This is a genomic window from Myroides sp. DW712 (assembly GCF_046557355.1).
GTDB lineage: Bacteria > Bacteroidota > Bacteroidia > Flavobacteriales > Flavobacteriaceae > Flavobacterium.
Genome location: NZ_JBKFDO010000001.1, coordinates 37366 through 52279 on the forward strand (window position 1 = coordinate 37366; position 14914 = coordinate 52279).

The window sequence follows — 14914 nt, forward strand, 5'->3', positions numbered from 1 at the left end:
GTTTTAATTTAAATCTTTTATTAGCTTGCAAATTTACTTTATTTTTGCACATTTGGACAACGAATATAATTATTCCTTATAGCGATATAAAAAATGGAAAATTTTAAAATGGTAGCTAAGACTCTTTTCGGGTTAGAAGAGGTTTTAGCTAAAGAATTACAGCTTTTAGGAGCAACAAAAGTGAAGGAAGGAACTCGTATGGTGAGTTTTGAAGGAGATAAAGGATTTTTATATAAAGCCAATTTAGCGCTGCGTACAGCCTTGAAAATCTTAGTTCCAATTAAACAATTTGCAGTTTACAACGAAGGCAATCTTTATAAGGGAATACAAAGTATTGATTGGAGCAAATATTTAGGAGTTCATCAGTCATTTGCGATTGACTCTACTGTATTTTCTGATCAGTTCAACAACAGTTTATTCGTATCGTTAAAAGCAAAAGACGCGATTGTCGATCAGTTCAGAGCTAAATTTGATAAGCGTCCAAATGTGGATAAAGACTTTCCAGATTTGCGTATTAACGTACATATTCAACGTGACTTATGTACGGTTTCACTAGATTCTTCTGGAGCTTCTTTGCATCAAAGAGGGTATAAAACTGCAACGAATATTGCGCCAATTAACGAAGTGTTAGCGGCAGGGATGTTGTTGTTGTCTGGATGGGATGGACGTACCCATTTTATGGATCCCATGTGTGGTTCAGGAACTTTGTTGATTGAAGCTGCAATGATTGCGTGTAATATCCCAGCAAATATCAACCGAAAAGAATTTGCTTTTGAGCGTTGGAACGATTGGGACGCCGATTTATTCGAAGTAATCCAAAGTTCGCTGCTTAAACGCATCCGTGAATTTCACTATACGATTCAAGGGTATGACAAAGCTCCTTCAGCGGTTATGAAGGCCAAAGATAATGTGCGCAATGCTAATTTAGAAGAGTATATCAAAGTGGAGAACCTAAACTTTTTTGATACTGCTAAAGAAGTGGAAGGACCGTTGCATATGGTATTTAACCCGCCATATGGGGAGCGTTTGGATATTGATTTAGAGCGTTTTTATCGTGAAATAGGAGATACACTGAAGCAAGGATATCCAGGAACAGATGCTTGGTTTATTACCGCTAATATTGAAGCTTTAAAATATGTAGGCTTACGTCCTTCTAGAAAAATTAAACTATTTAATGGTAAATTAGAAGCGCGCTTGGCTAAATACGAGCTTTATGAAGGAAGTAAGAAAGGAAAATATATGAATCAAAAGTAAAAATGATGAGTGCAGGAACGAAAACAATACTGTTTCAATTTGTGAGTTTTGCCGTGCTGTTTCTTTTAGCGCGAGTAGGTTTGGCGTATTTTACTGATTTATCAGGAATATGGTTGCCTCTTGTTAGTGCTATTGTAGCAACTGTTTTGGCTCCACAATTTAAAGTTTTTAAAACGGATGAAGGAGATAAAATCTGTGTGAAATGGATTTTTCTGAAAGGCGTAAAAGTCTTAAACTAATATAAAAAAAGGAAGCTTTAAAGCTTCCTTTTTTTATATTAGTTGACTAAATTCAATGAGAGAAGCGTGAATTTGCGCCATACCTACTGAAGCTTTTTCGGGTATCACTTCAATTTTTCGATTAAAGTGTTGGGTAGAGGCGGGGTGTAGATCAATGTAGTAGACAAGTGCATCAGGTTGGGCAAAATCAAGTAAAGAGGCTGCAGGATACACTTGTAATGAAGTTCCGATAATTAAAATAACATCAGCTGCTTCTACATAAGGAATGGCACGTTCTAGTTCGGGAACCATCTCACCAAACCACACAATATGTGGACGCAATCCATGACCATGTTCATTGTGGTCTAAGGCAGTTAAATCTGTTGTCCATGGGTAGATGAGTTGTTCGTTGACCTCACTGCGTACTTTGAGCAATTCTCCGTGTAAATGAATAACATCCATACTTCCAGCTCGTTCATGTAAATCATCGACATTTTGGGTGATTACTGTGGTTTTGTAGTGTTGTTGTAGTTCGGCAATGGCGCGATGAGCCGCATTGGGTTCGCAGGTCAACAACTGTCGACGGCGATCGTTGTAAAATTGTAAAACCACAGCCTTGTTTTTGGCCCAACCAAGAGGGGAAGCAACTTCCATAATGTCATGACCTTCCCAAAGCCCATCCGCGTCGCGAAAGGTTTTGATGCCACTTTCTGCACTCATTCCCGCTCCTGAAAGTACCACTAAACGTTTTTCCATAATATTCTTACCTTTGCTTTTTTGAATAAAACTAAAGATATAATGAATATTTCAAACAAGCTATTTCAAGACAAGGAATACTTAGCTTATTTAGAAACTTTTTTGACGGAAAATCGAGTAGAGCGATTCAAAGAAGTTCTAGCGAACCGAACCAACCACATTACAGTGGTGGCAGAAGATGTGTATCAATTGCATAATACGAGTGCAGTTATGCGTAGTTGTGAGGTTTTTGGGGTACAGGGGCTTCATGTGATTGAACAGAAATTTGGCAAGCGAATTGATAAGCAAATTGCCCTTGGCGCAGAAAAATGGGTGGATATTCACCGTTATAATTCGGTACAAGGCAGTATTGATGCTATCAAAGCTAAAGGATATAAAATTGTAGCAACAACGCCTCACGGTACAGCACAAAGCTTAGATAAATTTGACTTGTCAGAGCCGGTAGCTATCTTTTTTGGTACAGAAAAATCGGGCTTATCTCCTGAAATTATAGAACAAGCGGATGATTATATTACTATTCCGATGGTCGGTTTTACCGAAAGTTTGAATATCTCTGTTTCTGCCGCAATTATCATTCAAAGCTTAAGTACGCGATTGAGAGAATCTGCCATTCAATGGCAATTATCGGAAGAAGAATTGTTAGCTAAACGCATCGACTGGGCAAGAAAGTCTATTAAAGACATTGATTTCGTTACGGAACGCTATTTTGGTTAACGGTTTACAGTTGGTGAGCTACACGAATTACAAACTGAGCAGAGAGCAAACCGCGCGAAGAGCAAATGAGAGAAGGGAGAAGAGTAAAAATACAGTATAAAAAAAGGTTCGATCGTTTAGATTGAACCTTTTTTTATTTGATATATGCACCGTAAACGGTCAACTGTTCACCGTAAATGGTTTTCTCTATTTCTTCTTCCGAATACGCATATTGATAAACTCAACTACTAAAGAAAAGGCAATAGCAAAATACAAGTACCCTTTAGGTACAGCACCAATATCTTGTCCAGCTAATTTTGCATCAGATAAGTGCATACTTTCTGTTGTAAGCATAAAGCCAATCAAAATTAAGAAAGATAGAGCCAAGATTTGAATGGAAGGGTTGTTGTTGACAAAGGTGCCTACTGGAACAGCAAATACCATCATAACCGCTACAGACACAATCACAGCTGCAATCATAATGTATAATGCACCCGCAATACCATTGGTCATCCCTACAGCTGTAAGAATACTATCTATAGAGAAAATCAAATCGATTACTAAAATCTGAACGATGATATTGCCAAAGGATTTGGTGGCAATTTGTTTGGCATTCGGTGGAGTACTGATGTCTTCAGCCACTTGAACATGGGCTACTTTTTCGTGTATTTCCTTGGTGGATTTGTAAATCAAAAAGATTCCTCCTGCCAATAAAATAAGTGCTTGTCCATTAAAATGAGCGCTAAACCACCTCCAGTCAATACTAAAGAGAGTTGTTTTCATTTTGATTAGCCACGTAATAGCAAATAGTAAGCCTATTCGCATAAACATCGCTAGAAATAAACCAATTTGAGTCGCCTTTTTTCTTTTTTCTTCAGGAAGTTTACCTGTGACTATGGAAATAAAAATGACGTTGTCAATTCCCAAGACAATTTCTAAGAAGGTTAGTGTAATAAACGCTACAATAGCGTCAGCAGTTAAAAAAATCTCCATATAGCGATTGGATTAGAGTTCGCCAATTTTCTTGAGGTTACCACGTTCTTTTCGCGCATCACCTACTAAACCGTATTCAAAAACGCAACTATCTCCATCGGTTGTAATGATTTTGATACTTACTGCTTTTTTCTCTGCCATGTTTTTAGGATTTTTCTTTTGTAAAATAAATTCACAATCGTTAATCCATCTGATGCTTGAAGTGTCCACTTTTCCTTCAAATTCTTCGATTTCATACTCCCCTGTACGAACGAAAGTAGATCGTTTTTCAACACCGTCAATTTCGGTTACAAATTCAAATTTTCCTGTTCGGAAGTTCGCACAATTGCGTTCCTGTTGGTAACATGAAACAAATAAAGCAAAGCAGGGTAAAAGATAGCATAGTTTAGTTTTCATAACATAATTATTTTCCAAATAATGATTTCATAATTGTGTTAATACCTTTAAAAAGTAAAAACATAGAGGATAAACAAATGATACATCCTAATCCAAAAACTGGAATAAAAAACGGGTTTCCTTGGTTTTTCAACGAGCTGTGAATTACGATGGGGCCAAGAAACAATAAAGGCAGTGTAATAGCAAGGTATTTAACTCCTTTTTGTAATACTTTTCGATTTGTACCTTGAGGTTCCATAGTGTTTATAATTTATAGTGATTCAGTGCTTCACGCACACTTTGATACTGGTCTAAGAGTTGAGAAGCTTCTTCTTTACTCACCTTTAATTCGGCTTGTAACATGGCGATGCCGCGTTGAATTAATTTGGCATTGGTCATCTTCATATCTACCATGCGGTTGCCTTTTACACGACCCAATTGAATCATCGTTGTCGTTGAAATCATATTAAGTACGAGTTTCTGTGCCGTTCCTGCTTTCATGCGAGAACTAGCTGTTACAAATTCTGGACCTACGATAACTTCAATAGGAAATAGGGCAACTTGACTGAGCGGACTATGGGGATTACAGGTTATACAAGCCGTTGGGATACTATGGACTTGACAGCTTTCTAGAGCCTTAATAACATAAGGAGTAGTGCCAGAAGCAGCAATTCCTATCACAAAATCGTTGGCGTTGATTTGGTAGGCTTCTAAATCGAGCCAACCTTGGTTGGGATCATCTTCTGCATTTTCTACAGCATGGCGGATGGCATGATCCCCACCAGCAATTAATCCAATTACTAAATCAGGTGAAACTCCATAGGTAGGTGGACATTCAGAGGCATCTAAAATACCCAGTCGTCCTGATGTTCCTGCCCCAATATAAAACAAACGTCCTCCTTTATTGAGTTGCTCCACAATAGTAGCCACAGCAGCTTCAATTTGAGGAATTGCCTGCTTAACAGCTAAAGGAACAGCTTGATCCTCGGTGTTGATATTCACTAAGACTTCTTCAATAGACATTGTTTCTAAATGATCATACCTCGATGGTTGCTCTGTAATTTTGATAAAATCCACAAGACTCGCTTTTTTGAATTGATACAAAAATACTCAAAATAGTTTAGATTCAATGGGGGTGAAAGGGATTAACTTATTCCATATACTACAGTAATTTCTTGTTGATCAAGCAAAAAAACGCCAGTAAAAAGTATGGGATTTTACTGGCGTTTGACATAATTAATAAAATTAAAGACAAATAATTTTAAAAAATCAATTGAATACAATAATAGTAGCATGAAGTACTTGGAGTACGGTATGCTACATCGAATTCAGAATTTATTTTTCGCGAACTAACGATTGGTAAGTCGAGAAATTTTGTAAGGGCTCTACTTCTACAACAGAAGAAAATTGCCCATTAACAATTGAGAATGCTCCGATGAGAACATATTGACTTGGGGTGTTTCTACTTCCGTAATAATCATCAGCAAAGGTGCCTATCATTTGATTAGAAAGATTTAAACGTACCCCGTTGTGTAAAACATTTACCGCATATTTACTACCCGTTGAATTGGTACATTTTAGGTACAAATCCACGTAAATTCGATACGTTCCATCTTTTAAATTTTTATAATAGATGTTTTCGTTTTTGGTTCCATCAATGTTACAGTTTGGATTAGAATCAATATCTAATTCTCCTATTGTCTCACCTGTCTCCAAATTTTGTACTAGTTTATTAGCGTAATAGATGTGATTGTTGTCCGCATCAAATAGGTGTAAATCGACATCGTCTTCTTTGTCCCAAGATAGAGAAACTTGTAGTTCCCCAATTCCTGCAGCAACAAGTTGAAACGCTTTAAAATATACTTCTGTTCGTTTGCCATCGGTGATGATACCAACAAATTTAAGTTCAAATTCTTCTAGATTTAGTACTTGAGAGAAATCAATGATAATCTCGTAATAGTATTCCCCTGATCGCGCTTGAACTTCGTTTACTGTGGCTACCTCATAATAACCTTCCTGTTCTTTTAAACCAATTAGAACAGCGGATAATGGCGTGTTACTAGTAACAGTAGCAATTGTTTTCCCTCCGTTGATGACGAATTTGTTTACACTGATATCCAGGATTGATTTTTCTTCTCCTGAAGGTATTTCGCCCTCTTTGAATATACCGCCTTCAATATCAAAGTAATCGTCCTTTAATGTGTTGGGAATTTCTTTTTCAGGTACCTTCTCGTTGTCTACTTCAGTTAGATATTTGTTGTCATCACTACTACATGAAGCAATACTGAATAACATACATCCCGCTAGAGCACCTAGTAAAATTTTCTTTTTCATAGCTTATTTTTATTTGTTATTAAATGGATATTTCTTTTTTCTTCTCATTTGCAGTACAAACATAAATAGAATTTTATATAAAAAATAAAATAAATTATTACTTTTTAGTATAAGATGTTTATGTATGTTGTTTTTTTGTTGATAAAAATATAATTTAAAACAAAAATAATGATAAAGGTGTAAAGGGGAAAAGAGGTTTTTATAACAAATTCTTTTAGAAAAAGTTAAAAAGGGAATATTATTTGATATGATTTGCGTAGGGGCGCATGGCAATGCGCCCTTTAAAAAAGGAAAATCATGGATGATAGGATATTGCATATGCCTTTTGAAAGAGGATTATCGATTATAAGGGGCACATTGCCATGTGCCGTACAGTAGGGGTGCATGGCAATGCGCCCTTTAAAAAGTAAAATTAGGGATAATAGGATATTGCAATGCGCCCTTTAAAAAAGGAAAATCATGGATGATAGGATATTGCATATGCCTTTTGAAAGAGGATTATCGATTATAAGGGGCACATTGCCATGTGCCCGTACAGTGGGGGCGCATGGCAATGCGCCCTTTAAAAAGTAAAATTAGGGATGATAGGATATTGCATATGCCTTTTGAAAGAGGATTATCGATTATAAGGGGCACATTGCCATGTGCCCGTACAGTAGGGGCGCATGGCAATGTGCCCTTTAAAAAGTAAATTAGGGATAATAGGATATTGCAATGCGCCCTTTAAAAAAGGAAAATTATGGATGATAGGATATTGCATATGCCTTTTGAAAGAGGATTATCGATTATAAGGGGCACATTGCCATGTGCCCGTACAGTGGGGGCGCATGGCAATGTGCCCTTTAAAAAGTAAAATTAGGGATGATAGATATTGCAATGCGCCCTTTAAAAAAGGAAAATTATGGGATTATTGAATTCAGGAAAAAATAGAAAATCCATTCGTTTAAAAAAATATGATTATAGTCGGAATGGATTGTATTTTGTAACCATCTGTTGTTTGAAGAATACGTCTTTTTTTGGCGAAATAATAGAAGGAGAGATGCTATTAAATACTATTGGGAAAATTGCGCATACAGAATGGTTACGGACGAGTGAAATACGCGATTATGTCATTTTACATGAATTTGTTGTTATGCCCAATCATATCCATATGATTATAGAGCTCGATGATATAAAGTTGAAGCAAGAAGCTTCAGTTTTATTTCAATCATCTTCTCGGACAATTGGATCTATTGTTAGAGGGTATAAAGTAGCGGTAATAAAGCAGATAAAACAAGAAGTTAAGCAGTACATCAAGCAAAAGATACAGGGAGAACATAGAGAAGATACCATTCCTTTACTTCTTTTAGAAAAATGTATGTTTAAGATATGGCATAGAAATTACTATGAATGTATTATTCGCGATGAAAGAGCCTATGAAAATATAAAAAGATATATACAAAATAATCCTAAAAAATGGCTATAAGTGATGTACAATAAGATGTCATTTTAAAAAAAAATGCCAAAAGCGTACGGCATACACTCTTGGCTTTATTATAAAAATTTCTTAGACCTGATAGACAAAGGCATTAATATTCATCCCAGCTCCAACTGAAGCAAATAGTAAATAATCTCCTGGTTCAAAACTGTGATTATCCAGCTGTTTATTGACAATCATATCATATAAGGTAGGAAGAGTTGCTACACTGCTATTGCCTAATTTTTGGATATTCATTGGCATGATGTAATCAGGCATGGGGCGGTCATATAGTTCATAAAAGCGCTTAACGATAGCTTCATCCATTTTTTCATTGGCTTGGTGAATAATGATTTTTTTAATTTGATCTATTTGCACCCCACTGTCGTCCAAGCAGGCTTTCATGGCTTTGGGTACTTCTGTCAAAGCAAATTCATAGATTTTACGTCCTAACATTTTGATGTATCGCGTATCTTGTTGAGATTCTTTTTTGTACGATTCCCCAAAGTGAATATAATACGCTTCATCTGCGGTGAAACTACAGCTTTTGGTTGCAATGATTCCACCAGCTTTCTCTGTTACTTCTAGTACCGTAGCGCCAGCACCATCGGCGTAAATCATCGAGTCTCGATCGTGCAAATCGATGACACGAGACAGGGTTTCTGCTCCAATAACTAAACAGTAGTTGGCGATGCCTAAAGACATAAATGCATAGGCTTGAATAACGCCTTGTAACCAACCTGGACATCCAAATAAGACATCATAAGCCACACAATTGGGATTCTGAATTTTTAGGTTGTGTTTCACACGGGCAGCTAGGCTCGGTACAATATCGGATTGATCTGTGCCGTATTTCATATCCCCAAAATTGTGAGCAAAAATGATGTAGTCTAGTTTTTCGGGGTCGATTTGTGCATTTTCGATGGCGCGTTCCGCTGCAAGTGTGCCGATAGCAGCTGTTGTTAAGTCGGAAGTAATATAGCGTCTTTCTTGGATACCTGTAATTTGTTCCAGTTTTTTTGCTACTCTTTCGTTAGAATCTTTTAAAGGTTGCCCATTTTCATCGCGAAAGTCAAACTGATGAAAATCGTTGTTTGTTATCACTTGTGTGGGAATATAACTTCCGGAACCTTTTATTTTAACAGCCATAGTGTAATTTTTTTGAAGTAAATACGAATAGAAATGTAATTATTTTGAGGTTAATTGAATAATTAGTATACGTTACTTCTACTAAGATACAGAAATTACAGGGTTGAACTACTTAAAAAAAAGTGAAATTATAGGTAATATAGCTTAAAGTTAATGAAGTAAAGAAAAAAAATGCATGTAAATATTTGATTTATAGTAAATCAAGCTGATAGTTCTTTGATATATTAATCTACAATACGTGGTGAAATGTTTTTTATTCCTTAATTTAGTGAAAATTAAAAGTTAAAACCAAATATGACAATAAAACAAGCACAAGTAGTTTATATTACAGGCGGTACAAAAGGAATCGGAAAGGGAATTGCACAGGCTTTGCTAACAGCTGGTTATCGCGTGGCTATTTCAGGTCGTTCGTTAGCAGCGGTAGAACAAGTAGCGCGTGAATTAGGTTCTGAAGATCAGGTTTTAGCCCTAGCTTCAAATGTAACGCGTTATGAAGATGAAGTAGAAGCTGTGGCACAGATTGTCAAGCAATTTGGTCGCTTGGATGTAGTCATTGCCAATGCAGGTGTCGGTATTTTTGCTTCTATTGAAGAGTTGTCCATTGAAGATTGGAATACGATGATTGACACCAATCTAACTGGTGTTTTCCATACCTTAAAAGCAAGTGTAGCACAGTTAAAACAAAATAAAGGATACTATATTAGTGTAGCGAGTTTAGCGGGAATTAATTTCTTCGCAACAGGGAGCGGATACAATGCCAGTAAGTTTGGTGTTGTAGGGTTTACCCAAGCGGCTATGTTGGATTTACGTGCCCATGATGTAAAAGTAACCACCATTTTACCTGGCTCCGTAACGAGTCATTTTAATAACCACGAACCCAATGAAAAAGATACCTGGAAAATCCAACCAGAAGATATTGGTGAATTAGTGGTTGATTTATTAAAAATGAACCCACGTGCTTTGCCAAGTAAAATTGAGATTCGCCCCTTAAAAACAAGTTAACCCTTAGAAAAAAATATATGCAAGATTTAGGAAAGTTTATTTTACGATTAGGTGTAGGTGGATTGATGATTTTTCACGGTGTTCACAAAATTATCCACGGACATGATATGATTATTGAGCAATTGGGTGCCAAAGGTTTTCCTACGTGGATGTGGATTGGTGTTCCCGTTGGAGAGATTATTGCTCCTATTTTATTGATTGTTGGGGCGTTTACGCGTCTATCTAGTGTATTGATTGCCTTTACGATGGTGATGTCTATGGTACTCGTTAAAGGGGGAGGGTCCTTTGCTTTAAGCCCTGCAACTGGAGGGTTAGGAGCGGAATTGAATTTACTTTATTTAGTCGGTGCATTGGCTATCGCTATGATTGGTCCTGGTTCTTACCGCTTGTACAAAGGAAGAAAAGGCTGGTTTGTTTAATGGTTAATGGTTAACGGTTGACAGTTAACGGTTGACGGTTTACAGTTTACAGTTTACAGTTTACAGTTTACAGTTTACAGTTGACGCATTACGGATTACGCATTACGCATCACGGTTTTACGCATCATGAAAAAACAAATAAGTGGCAAAATAGTAATTCGTTTTTTGTATGTTTAGCAAACAATCAAAAGACGAATTATAGCATTATGTTTATTTTTAAGACTAAGCTTTGCACAGCCATTGCTTTTTGTGGGCTGACCTGGGCTTCACGGTCGCAAGAAACACATCCAAATTACAATTTTGAAACCTTTGAAGGGGGACAACAAATGTTGATTGACGGATGGGTAAAGTGTGAGATTATAGGTAGATAGTAAAGGGATTGTAAAGGGGAAGATTGGTAAAAAGGCCTAAAACCCTTGTTGGTATTAACTAACCCCTTACAAACCCTTTACATGCTCTCTATTGTTGTTTTTTAAAAAGCTTAAATTCAGGGTTTTATGATTTTACAATTCGGAAAAGAAAGAAAAAGAAGGCTTTTTTTATCCCATAAGTGGAAGAGAGCGGAAGGGGGGTATTGTCCTTGTTTCGTTGCTTTTGTAGTTTTGTATCGAGAACCATAGTAAAGCTAGCTACTAGGTGCGACTCCAATAGCGTCCTAAATAAATTTCGGGCATAAAATATCCTCCCACTTCAGTAGGATACAAGATATAGTTCCGTAAAAACTAAAATAGAACCCCTTGTTGGAGTTTTGGTGGTGGTTTTGCCTGGAGGGTTAGGAACCGTTATCTCAGGACTAGGGGTGTATTATCCTGATGGGAAGGAAACACAACGTATAGGTATTGTGCCGGATATCGAAGTAAAAAGAACAATTCAAGGGGTGCGTGAACAACGCGATGAACTGTTGGAAAAAGCAATTGAATTAATTAAAAGGTGACGGATTGGTGAGGATTAGGTGAGGTCTGTTTAATTTATCAATTTAAATTAATTTTCTTCTAGTATAAGAAAAATCACTCTTTATAAAAGATAATCGCATCAAAAGCCAAACGCCAAAGAACAAAAAAATGAAACCAGCATTAAATTATATAGAAATCAATCGAAATTCGTGGAATAATCGTACGGAGACGCACATAAAGTCGGATTTTTACGATGTAGAAGGATTTATTCAGGGTAAGAGTTCATTAAATGAAATTGAACTCAATTTACTGGGGGATATCAAGGGAAAGAAAATCTTGCATTTACAATGTCATTTTGGACAAGATACCCTCTCATTGAGTAGGCTAGGTGCTGAGGTAACGGGAATTGATCTGTCAGATGAGGCGATTAAAAATGCGAGAGCCTTGGCGGAACAAATCCAATCTTCTGCTCAATTTGTCTGCTGCGATATCTATGATTTACCCCATCATTTGAAGGAGCGATTTGACATCGTCTATACCAGTTATGGGGTGATTGGCTGGTTGCCCGATATGGATAAATGGGCCCAGGTGATTCGAACGTTTTTAAAACCCGGAGGTAAATTTATCTTTGTTGAATTTCACCCTGTGGTTTGGATGTTTGACGATGATTTCCAGAAGATTGGATACCATTATTTTAACCGAGAAGCTATTGTCGAAACAGAAAGTGGAACCTATGCGGATAAAGCGGCGGACATTACGCAGTCTTACGTCTGTTGGAACCACAGCATGAGTGAGGTGGTAACTAGTTTGCTTAAAATGGGATTGTCTATCAACCAGTTTGAAGAGTTTGACTATTCGCCTTATGCGTGTTTTTCGCATACGGTTGAATTCGAACCGAATAAGTACAGAATTAAACATTTGGAAGATAAAATTCCAATGGTTTATGCGCTTGTTGCCACGGCTCCTTTGTAGGGGAAGTAAAGGAAAAGAACAAACCATTAAAAACAAGAATCGATGAATCAACAAGAAATAAAAGAACAACTCGAACTGAAATACCAGAGCTTTGTTCGACATGTGGAACAAATGACAGAAGAAGAATATCAATATCATCCAGTAGGTAAATGGAATGCGGCTCAACATCTTCATCACTTGGTATTATGTGTACAGCCTTTGGTATATGTGTATATGCAACCGATAAAAACAGTTGAAGAAAGGTTTGGTCGAGTGGAACGTCTCAATAAAACCTATGAGGAGCTAACGGAAATCTATCTGGGTAAATTAGCTGCAGGAGGAAAAGCTCCAGAACAGTTTGTACCCCCAGCAGATGATAGTTCATCTAAAGAGGTGTTAACACAACAATTATTGGCATTGATAGGTAAGCTAAATGAAGCGATTGTACAAATGGAAGTTAACGATTTTGAAAGCGTGCAAATTCCACACCCCTTATTGGGATTGATTACATTAAAAGAAATGGCATATAATGCAATATATCACGTGGAACACCATCAAAAGGCTTTGATTAAGGGTTAAGGGTTAAGGGTTAACTGTTAACTAAAAAAGGAAGCCATGGCTTCCTTTTTTTATGCTCTATAAATTTTTTCGTATAGATCTTTGTAAATCTCTAAAATAACTCTTCGTTTTAATTTTAGGGTAGGGGTGAGTTGACCACTGTCAATACTCCAAACATCGGGAGTTAGTTCGAATTTCTTCACTTGTTCCCATTTACCAAATTTGCGGTTCACGTATTCAACTTCTTTTTCGACACGTTTTCGAACTAATTCATTTTGAATAAGTTCCTCATTAGTGGTGCCTAAATTGATATTTTTGCGTTGTGCCCATGCTCGCACAAATTCAAAATTGGGTTGAATAAACGCTGCTGGCATTTTTTCACCTTCTCCAATTACCATCACTTGTTCAATAAAACGCGATTGTTTTAGTGTGTTTTCAATGATTTGAGGGGCTACATATTTTCCTCCTGAAGTTTTAAACATTTCTTTCTTGCGATCTGTAATCTTCAAAAACCCTTCTTCATCAATCGTTCCAATATCACCAGTATGGAAATAGCCATCTTTTAGCTCTTCTTTGGTGCGTTCCTCATCTTTGTAATAGCCGAGCATAACGTTGGGACCTTTACACAAAATTTCGCCATCTTCTGCAATTTTAACCACTACATTACTCAATGGTTTTCCTACGGTACCAATCTTCATGGATTTATTTCGCTCGTCATTTACTGCAATAACGGGAGAGGTTTCAGTTAAACCATAGCCTTCCATTACGGGAATACCGGCAGCATTAAATACACGAGATAAACGCGGTTGTAAAGCAGCACTTCCCGAAACGATGATTTTCATTTCTCCACCTAAAGCTTCTTGCCATTTTTTGAAGACTAATTTACGGGCAATTCCCAATTGTAAATTGTAAAAGAACCCTCTATTGTATGGTTGATAGTTGAATCCAAGTTCTAAAGCCCAGAAGAAAATTCGTTTTTTGATTCCTGTTAAGGCAGAACCTGTGGCAAAAATCTTGTCGTATACTTTTTCTAAAAGACGCGGTACTACGGTCATCACATTGGGTTGTACCTCTTTCATATTTTCTCCCATTTTATCTATGGACTCCGCATAGTAAATTCGCGCTCCACTGTATTGGTAGAGATAAATCAACATACGCTCAAAGACGTGGCATAAAGGTAAGAAGCTTAATGCTTTGAACTGTTGTTCTCTGGTAAAAGGTACACGTTCAGTACTACCCAATACATTCGATAAGATGTTGTTGTGTGACAGCATAACCCCTTTAGGTTTTCCTGTTGTTCCAGAAGTATAGATTAACGTTGCCAAGTCATCAGGTGTTACTGCAGCTTTGCGTTGTTCTACCTGTTCTTGGTTCGATTCATCTGCTCCTAGTTCAAACAGTTCGTCTAGATTTTTACATCCAGAAATCGTGTCAAAAGAATAGACGCCTTTAATCAAAGGCAATTGATCGATAACAGACATCAGTTTATCGTAGATTTCCTGATCAGATACTACACAATAGGTCGCTTCAGAATGACTTAAAATAAATTGATAATCTTCTGGAGCAATGGTAGGATAAATGGGAATATTTTGTGCGCCAATCTGTAGAATACCAATATCCAGTATATTCCATTTGGATTGATTATTACTAGAGATAACGGCAATTTTATCATTGGGTTGAACCCCTAATCGCAAAAGCGCTCGGGATAAAGCATTTGCTTTTTTAAGATACATGGCAGATGACGTCTTTTCCCAAACACCGTTAACTTTGGTTACCAGCGCATCTTCCAAAGGAAAATGTTCGTGTTGGAAATAAGGAATATCAAAAAGTCTAGTTGGATTCATCATCATCGAAATTAATTAG

At 37.0% G+C, this 14914-nt stretch carries 16 protein-coding genes and 1 pseudogene; 9 read left to right on the plus strand and 8 right to left on the minus strand.

The window, feature by feature from the left end:
* Nucleotides 1–93 precede the first annotated feature (93 nt).
* Nucleotides 94–1254 carry a class I SAM-dependent RNA methyltransferase gene (locus ACLJX0_RS00145; protein WP_410877565.1) on the plus strand — a complete coding sequence of 387 codons (1161 nt, stop codon included), beginning with the start codon at nt 94–96 and terminating at the stop codon, nt 1252–1254.
* Nucleotides 1255–1256: 2 nt separating this feature from the next.
* Nucleotides 1257–1493: a hypothetical protein gene (locus ACLJX0_RS00150; protein WP_410877566.1), complete on the plus strand. Its 237-nt coding sequence runs from the start codon at nt 1257–1259 to the stop codon at nt 1491–1493.
* 33 nt (nt 1494–1526) lie between these two features.
* Here the strand turns inward: ACLJX0_RS00150 and ACLJX0_RS00155 are convergent, their stop codons facing one another.
* On the minus strand, nt 1527–2228 hold the full coding sequence (locus ACLJX0_RS00155) for an SIR2 family NAD-dependent protein deacylase (protein ID WP_410877567.1): 702 nt from the start codon (nt 2226–2228) through the stop codon (nt 1527–1529).
* A 42-nt stretch (nt 2229–2270) separates the two neighbouring features.
* On the opposite strand from ACLJX0_RS00155, the gene ACLJX0_RS00160 reads away from it, so the two are divergent.
* Nucleotides 2271–2942, plus strand: coding sequence for a TrmH family RNA methyltransferase (locus ACLJX0_RS00160; RefSeq protein WP_410877568.1), 672 nt, complete (start codon nt 2271–2273; stop codon nt 2940–2942).
* A 186-nt stretch (nt 2943–3128) separates the two neighbouring features.
* Here ACLJX0_RS00160 and ACLJX0_RS00165 read toward each other — a convergent pair whose 3' ends face one another.
* The 5 genes from ACLJX0_RS00165 to ACLJX0_RS00185 all read right to left on the minus strand — a co-directional run bounded on the left by ACLJX0_RS00165 (nt 3129) and on the right by ACLJX0_RS00185 (nt 6623).
* Entirely contained in the window at nt 3129–3914 is a 786-nt protein-coding gene (locus ACLJX0_RS00165) for a TerC family protein (protein WP_410877569.1), read from the minus strand.
* Between the two features lie 12 nt (nt 3915–3926).
* On the minus strand, nt 3927–4310 hold the full coding sequence (locus ACLJX0_RS00170) for a DNA topoisomerase IV (protein WP_410877570.1): 384 nt from the start codon (nt 4308–4310) through the stop codon (nt 3927–3929).
* Nucleotides 4311–4317: 7 nt separating this feature from the next.
* Nucleotides 4318–4548, minus strand: a complete 231-nt coding sequence (locus tag ACLJX0_RS00175) for a DUF6095 family protein (protein ID WP_286441966.1) — start codon at nt 4546–4548, stop codon at nt 4318–4320.
* 5 nt (nt 4549–4553) lie between these two features.
* The gene (gene murQ, locus ACLJX0_RS00180) at nt 4554–5366 is read right to left on the minus strand and encodes an N-acetylmuramic acid 6-phosphate etherase (protein WP_410877571.1); all 813 of its coding nucleotides are present in this window, start codon (nt 5364–5366) and stop codon (nt 4554–4556) included.
* A gap of 258 nt (nt 5367–5624) precedes the next feature.
* The gene (locus ACLJX0_RS00185; RefSeq protein WP_410877572.1) at nt 5625–6623 is read right to left on the minus strand and encodes a hypothetical protein; all 999 of its coding nucleotides are present in this window, start codon (nt 6621–6623) and stop codon (nt 5625–5627) included.
* 901 nt (nt 6624–7524) lie between these two features.
* Here ACLJX0_RS00185 and ACLJX0_RS00190 point away from each other — a divergent pair.
* Nucleotides 7525–8088 carry a transposase gene (locus tag ACLJX0_RS00190; protein WP_410877573.1) on the plus strand — a complete coding sequence of 188 codons (564 nt, stop codon included), beginning with the start codon at nt 7525–7527 and terminating at the stop codon, nt 8086–8088.
* 81 nt (nt 8089–8169) lie between these two features.
* Here ACLJX0_RS00190 and ACLJX0_RS00195 read toward each other — a convergent pair whose 3' ends face one another.
* Nucleotides 8170–9228, minus strand: a complete 1059-nt coding sequence (locus tag ACLJX0_RS00195; RefSeq protein WP_410877574.1) for a 3-oxoacyl-ACP synthase III family protein — start codon at nt 9226–9228, stop codon at nt 8170–8172.
* A gap of 294 nt (nt 9229–9522) precedes the next feature.
* Between ACLJX0_RS00195 and ACLJX0_RS00200 the strand changes: the two genes are divergently transcribed.
* The 5 genes and pseudogenes from ACLJX0_RS00200 (at nt 9523) to ACLJX0_RS00220 (ending at nt 13072) form a co-directional block, all read left to right on the plus strand.
* A complete protein-coding gene (locus ACLJX0_RS00200; protein ID WP_410877575.1) occupies nt 9523–10230 on the plus strand; it encodes an SDR family oxidoreductase in 708 nt (235 codons plus the stop codon).
* A 17-nt stretch (nt 10231–10247) separates the two neighbouring features.
* Nucleotides 10248–10649 carry a DoxX family protein gene (locus tag ACLJX0_RS00205; protein ID WP_410877576.1) on the plus strand — a complete coding sequence of 134 codons (402 nt, stop codon included), beginning with the start codon at nt 10248–10250 and terminating at the stop codon, nt 10647–10649.
* 754 nt (nt 10650–11403) lie between these two features.
* A pseudogene (locus ACLJX0_RS00210) lies at nt 11404–11583 on the plus strand (hypothetical protein); the annotation flags it as partial.
* 127 nt (nt 11584–11710) lie between these two features.
* The gene (locus ACLJX0_RS00215) at nt 11711–12514 is read left to right on the plus strand and encodes a class I SAM-dependent methyltransferase (protein WP_410877577.1); all 804 of its coding nucleotides are present in this window, start codon (nt 11711–11713) and stop codon (nt 12512–12514) included.
* 42 nt (nt 12515–12556) lie between these two features.
* Nucleotides 12557–13072 carry a DinB family protein gene (locus tag ACLJX0_RS00220; RefSeq protein ID WP_410877578.1) on the plus strand — a complete coding sequence of 172 codons (516 nt, stop codon included), beginning with the start codon at nt 12557–12559 and terminating at the stop codon, nt 13070–13072.
* A 50-nt stretch (nt 13073–13122) separates the two neighbouring features.
* Here the strand turns inward: ACLJX0_RS00220 and ACLJX0_RS00225 are convergent, their stop codons facing one another.
* Nucleotides 13123–14898, minus strand: coding sequence for an AMP-dependent synthetase/ligase (locus tag ACLJX0_RS00225; RefSeq protein WP_410877900.1), 1776 nt, complete (start codon nt 14896–14898; stop codon nt 13123–13125).
* Nucleotides 14899–14914: the final 16 nt, after the last annotated feature.

Bases quoted from the DNA above. Each gene is read 5' to 3' on its own strand.
- ACLJX0_RS00220 (WP_410877578.1), top strand. From the start codon at position 12,557: ATGAATCAACAAGAAATAAAAGAACAACTCGAACTGAAATACCAGAGC.
- ACLJX0_RS00170 (WP_410877570.1), bottom strand. From the start codon at position 4,310: ATGAAAACTAAACTATGCTATCTTTTACCCTGCTTTGCTTTATTTGTT.
- ACLJX0_RS00200 (WP_410877575.1), top strand. From the start codon at position 9,523: ATGACAATAAAACAAGCACAAGTAGTTTATATTACAGGCGGTACAAAA.
- ACLJX0_RS00185 (WP_410877572.1), bottom strand. From the start codon at position 6,623: ATGAAAAAGAAAATTTTACTAGGTGCTCTAGCGGGATGTATGTTATTC.
- ACLJX0_RS00175 (WP_286441966.1), bottom strand. From the start codon at position 4,548: ATGGAACCTCAAGGTACAAATCGAAAAGTATTACAAAAAGGAGTTAAA.
- ACLJX0_RS00165 (WP_410877569.1), bottom strand. From the start codon at position 3,914: ATGGAGATTTTTTTAACTGCTGACGCTATTGTAGCGTTTATTACACTA.
- ACLJX0_RS00195 (WP_410877574.1), bottom strand. From the start codon at position 9,228: ATGGCTGTTAAAATAAAAGGTTCCGGAAGTTATATTCCCACACAAGTG.
- ACLJX0_RS00225 (WP_410877900.1), bottom strand. From the start codon at position 14,898: ATGATGAATCCAACTAGACTTTTTGATATTCCTTATTTCCAACACGAA.
- ACLJX0_RS00215 (WP_410877577.1), top strand. From the start codon at position 11,711: ATGAAACCAGCATTAAATTATATAGAAATCAATCGAAATTCGTGGAAT.
- ACLJX0_RS00155 (WP_410877567.1), bottom strand. From the start codon at position 2,228: ATGGAAAAACGTTTAGTGGTACTTTCAGGAGCGGGAATGAGTGCAGAA.
- ACLJX0_RS00160 (WP_410877568.1), top strand. From the start codon at position 2,271: ATGAATATTTCAAACAAGCTATTTCAAGACAAGGAATACTTAGCTTAT.
- ACLJX0_RS00150 (WP_410877566.1), top strand. From the start codon at position 1,257: ATGATGAGTGCAGGAACGAAAACAATACTGTTTCAATTTGTGAGTTTT.
- ACLJX0_RS00205 (WP_410877576.1), top strand. From the start codon at position 10,248: ATGCAAGATTTAGGAAAGTTTATTTTACGATTAGGTGTAGGTGGATTG.
- ACLJX0_RS00145 (WP_410877565.1), top strand. From the start codon at position 94: ATGGAAAATTTTAAAATGGTAGCTAAGACTCTTTTCGGGTTAGAAGAG.
- ACLJX0_RS00190 (WP_410877573.1), top strand. From the start codon at position 7,525: ATGGGATTATTGAATTCAGGAAAAAATAGAAAATCCATTCGTTTAAAA.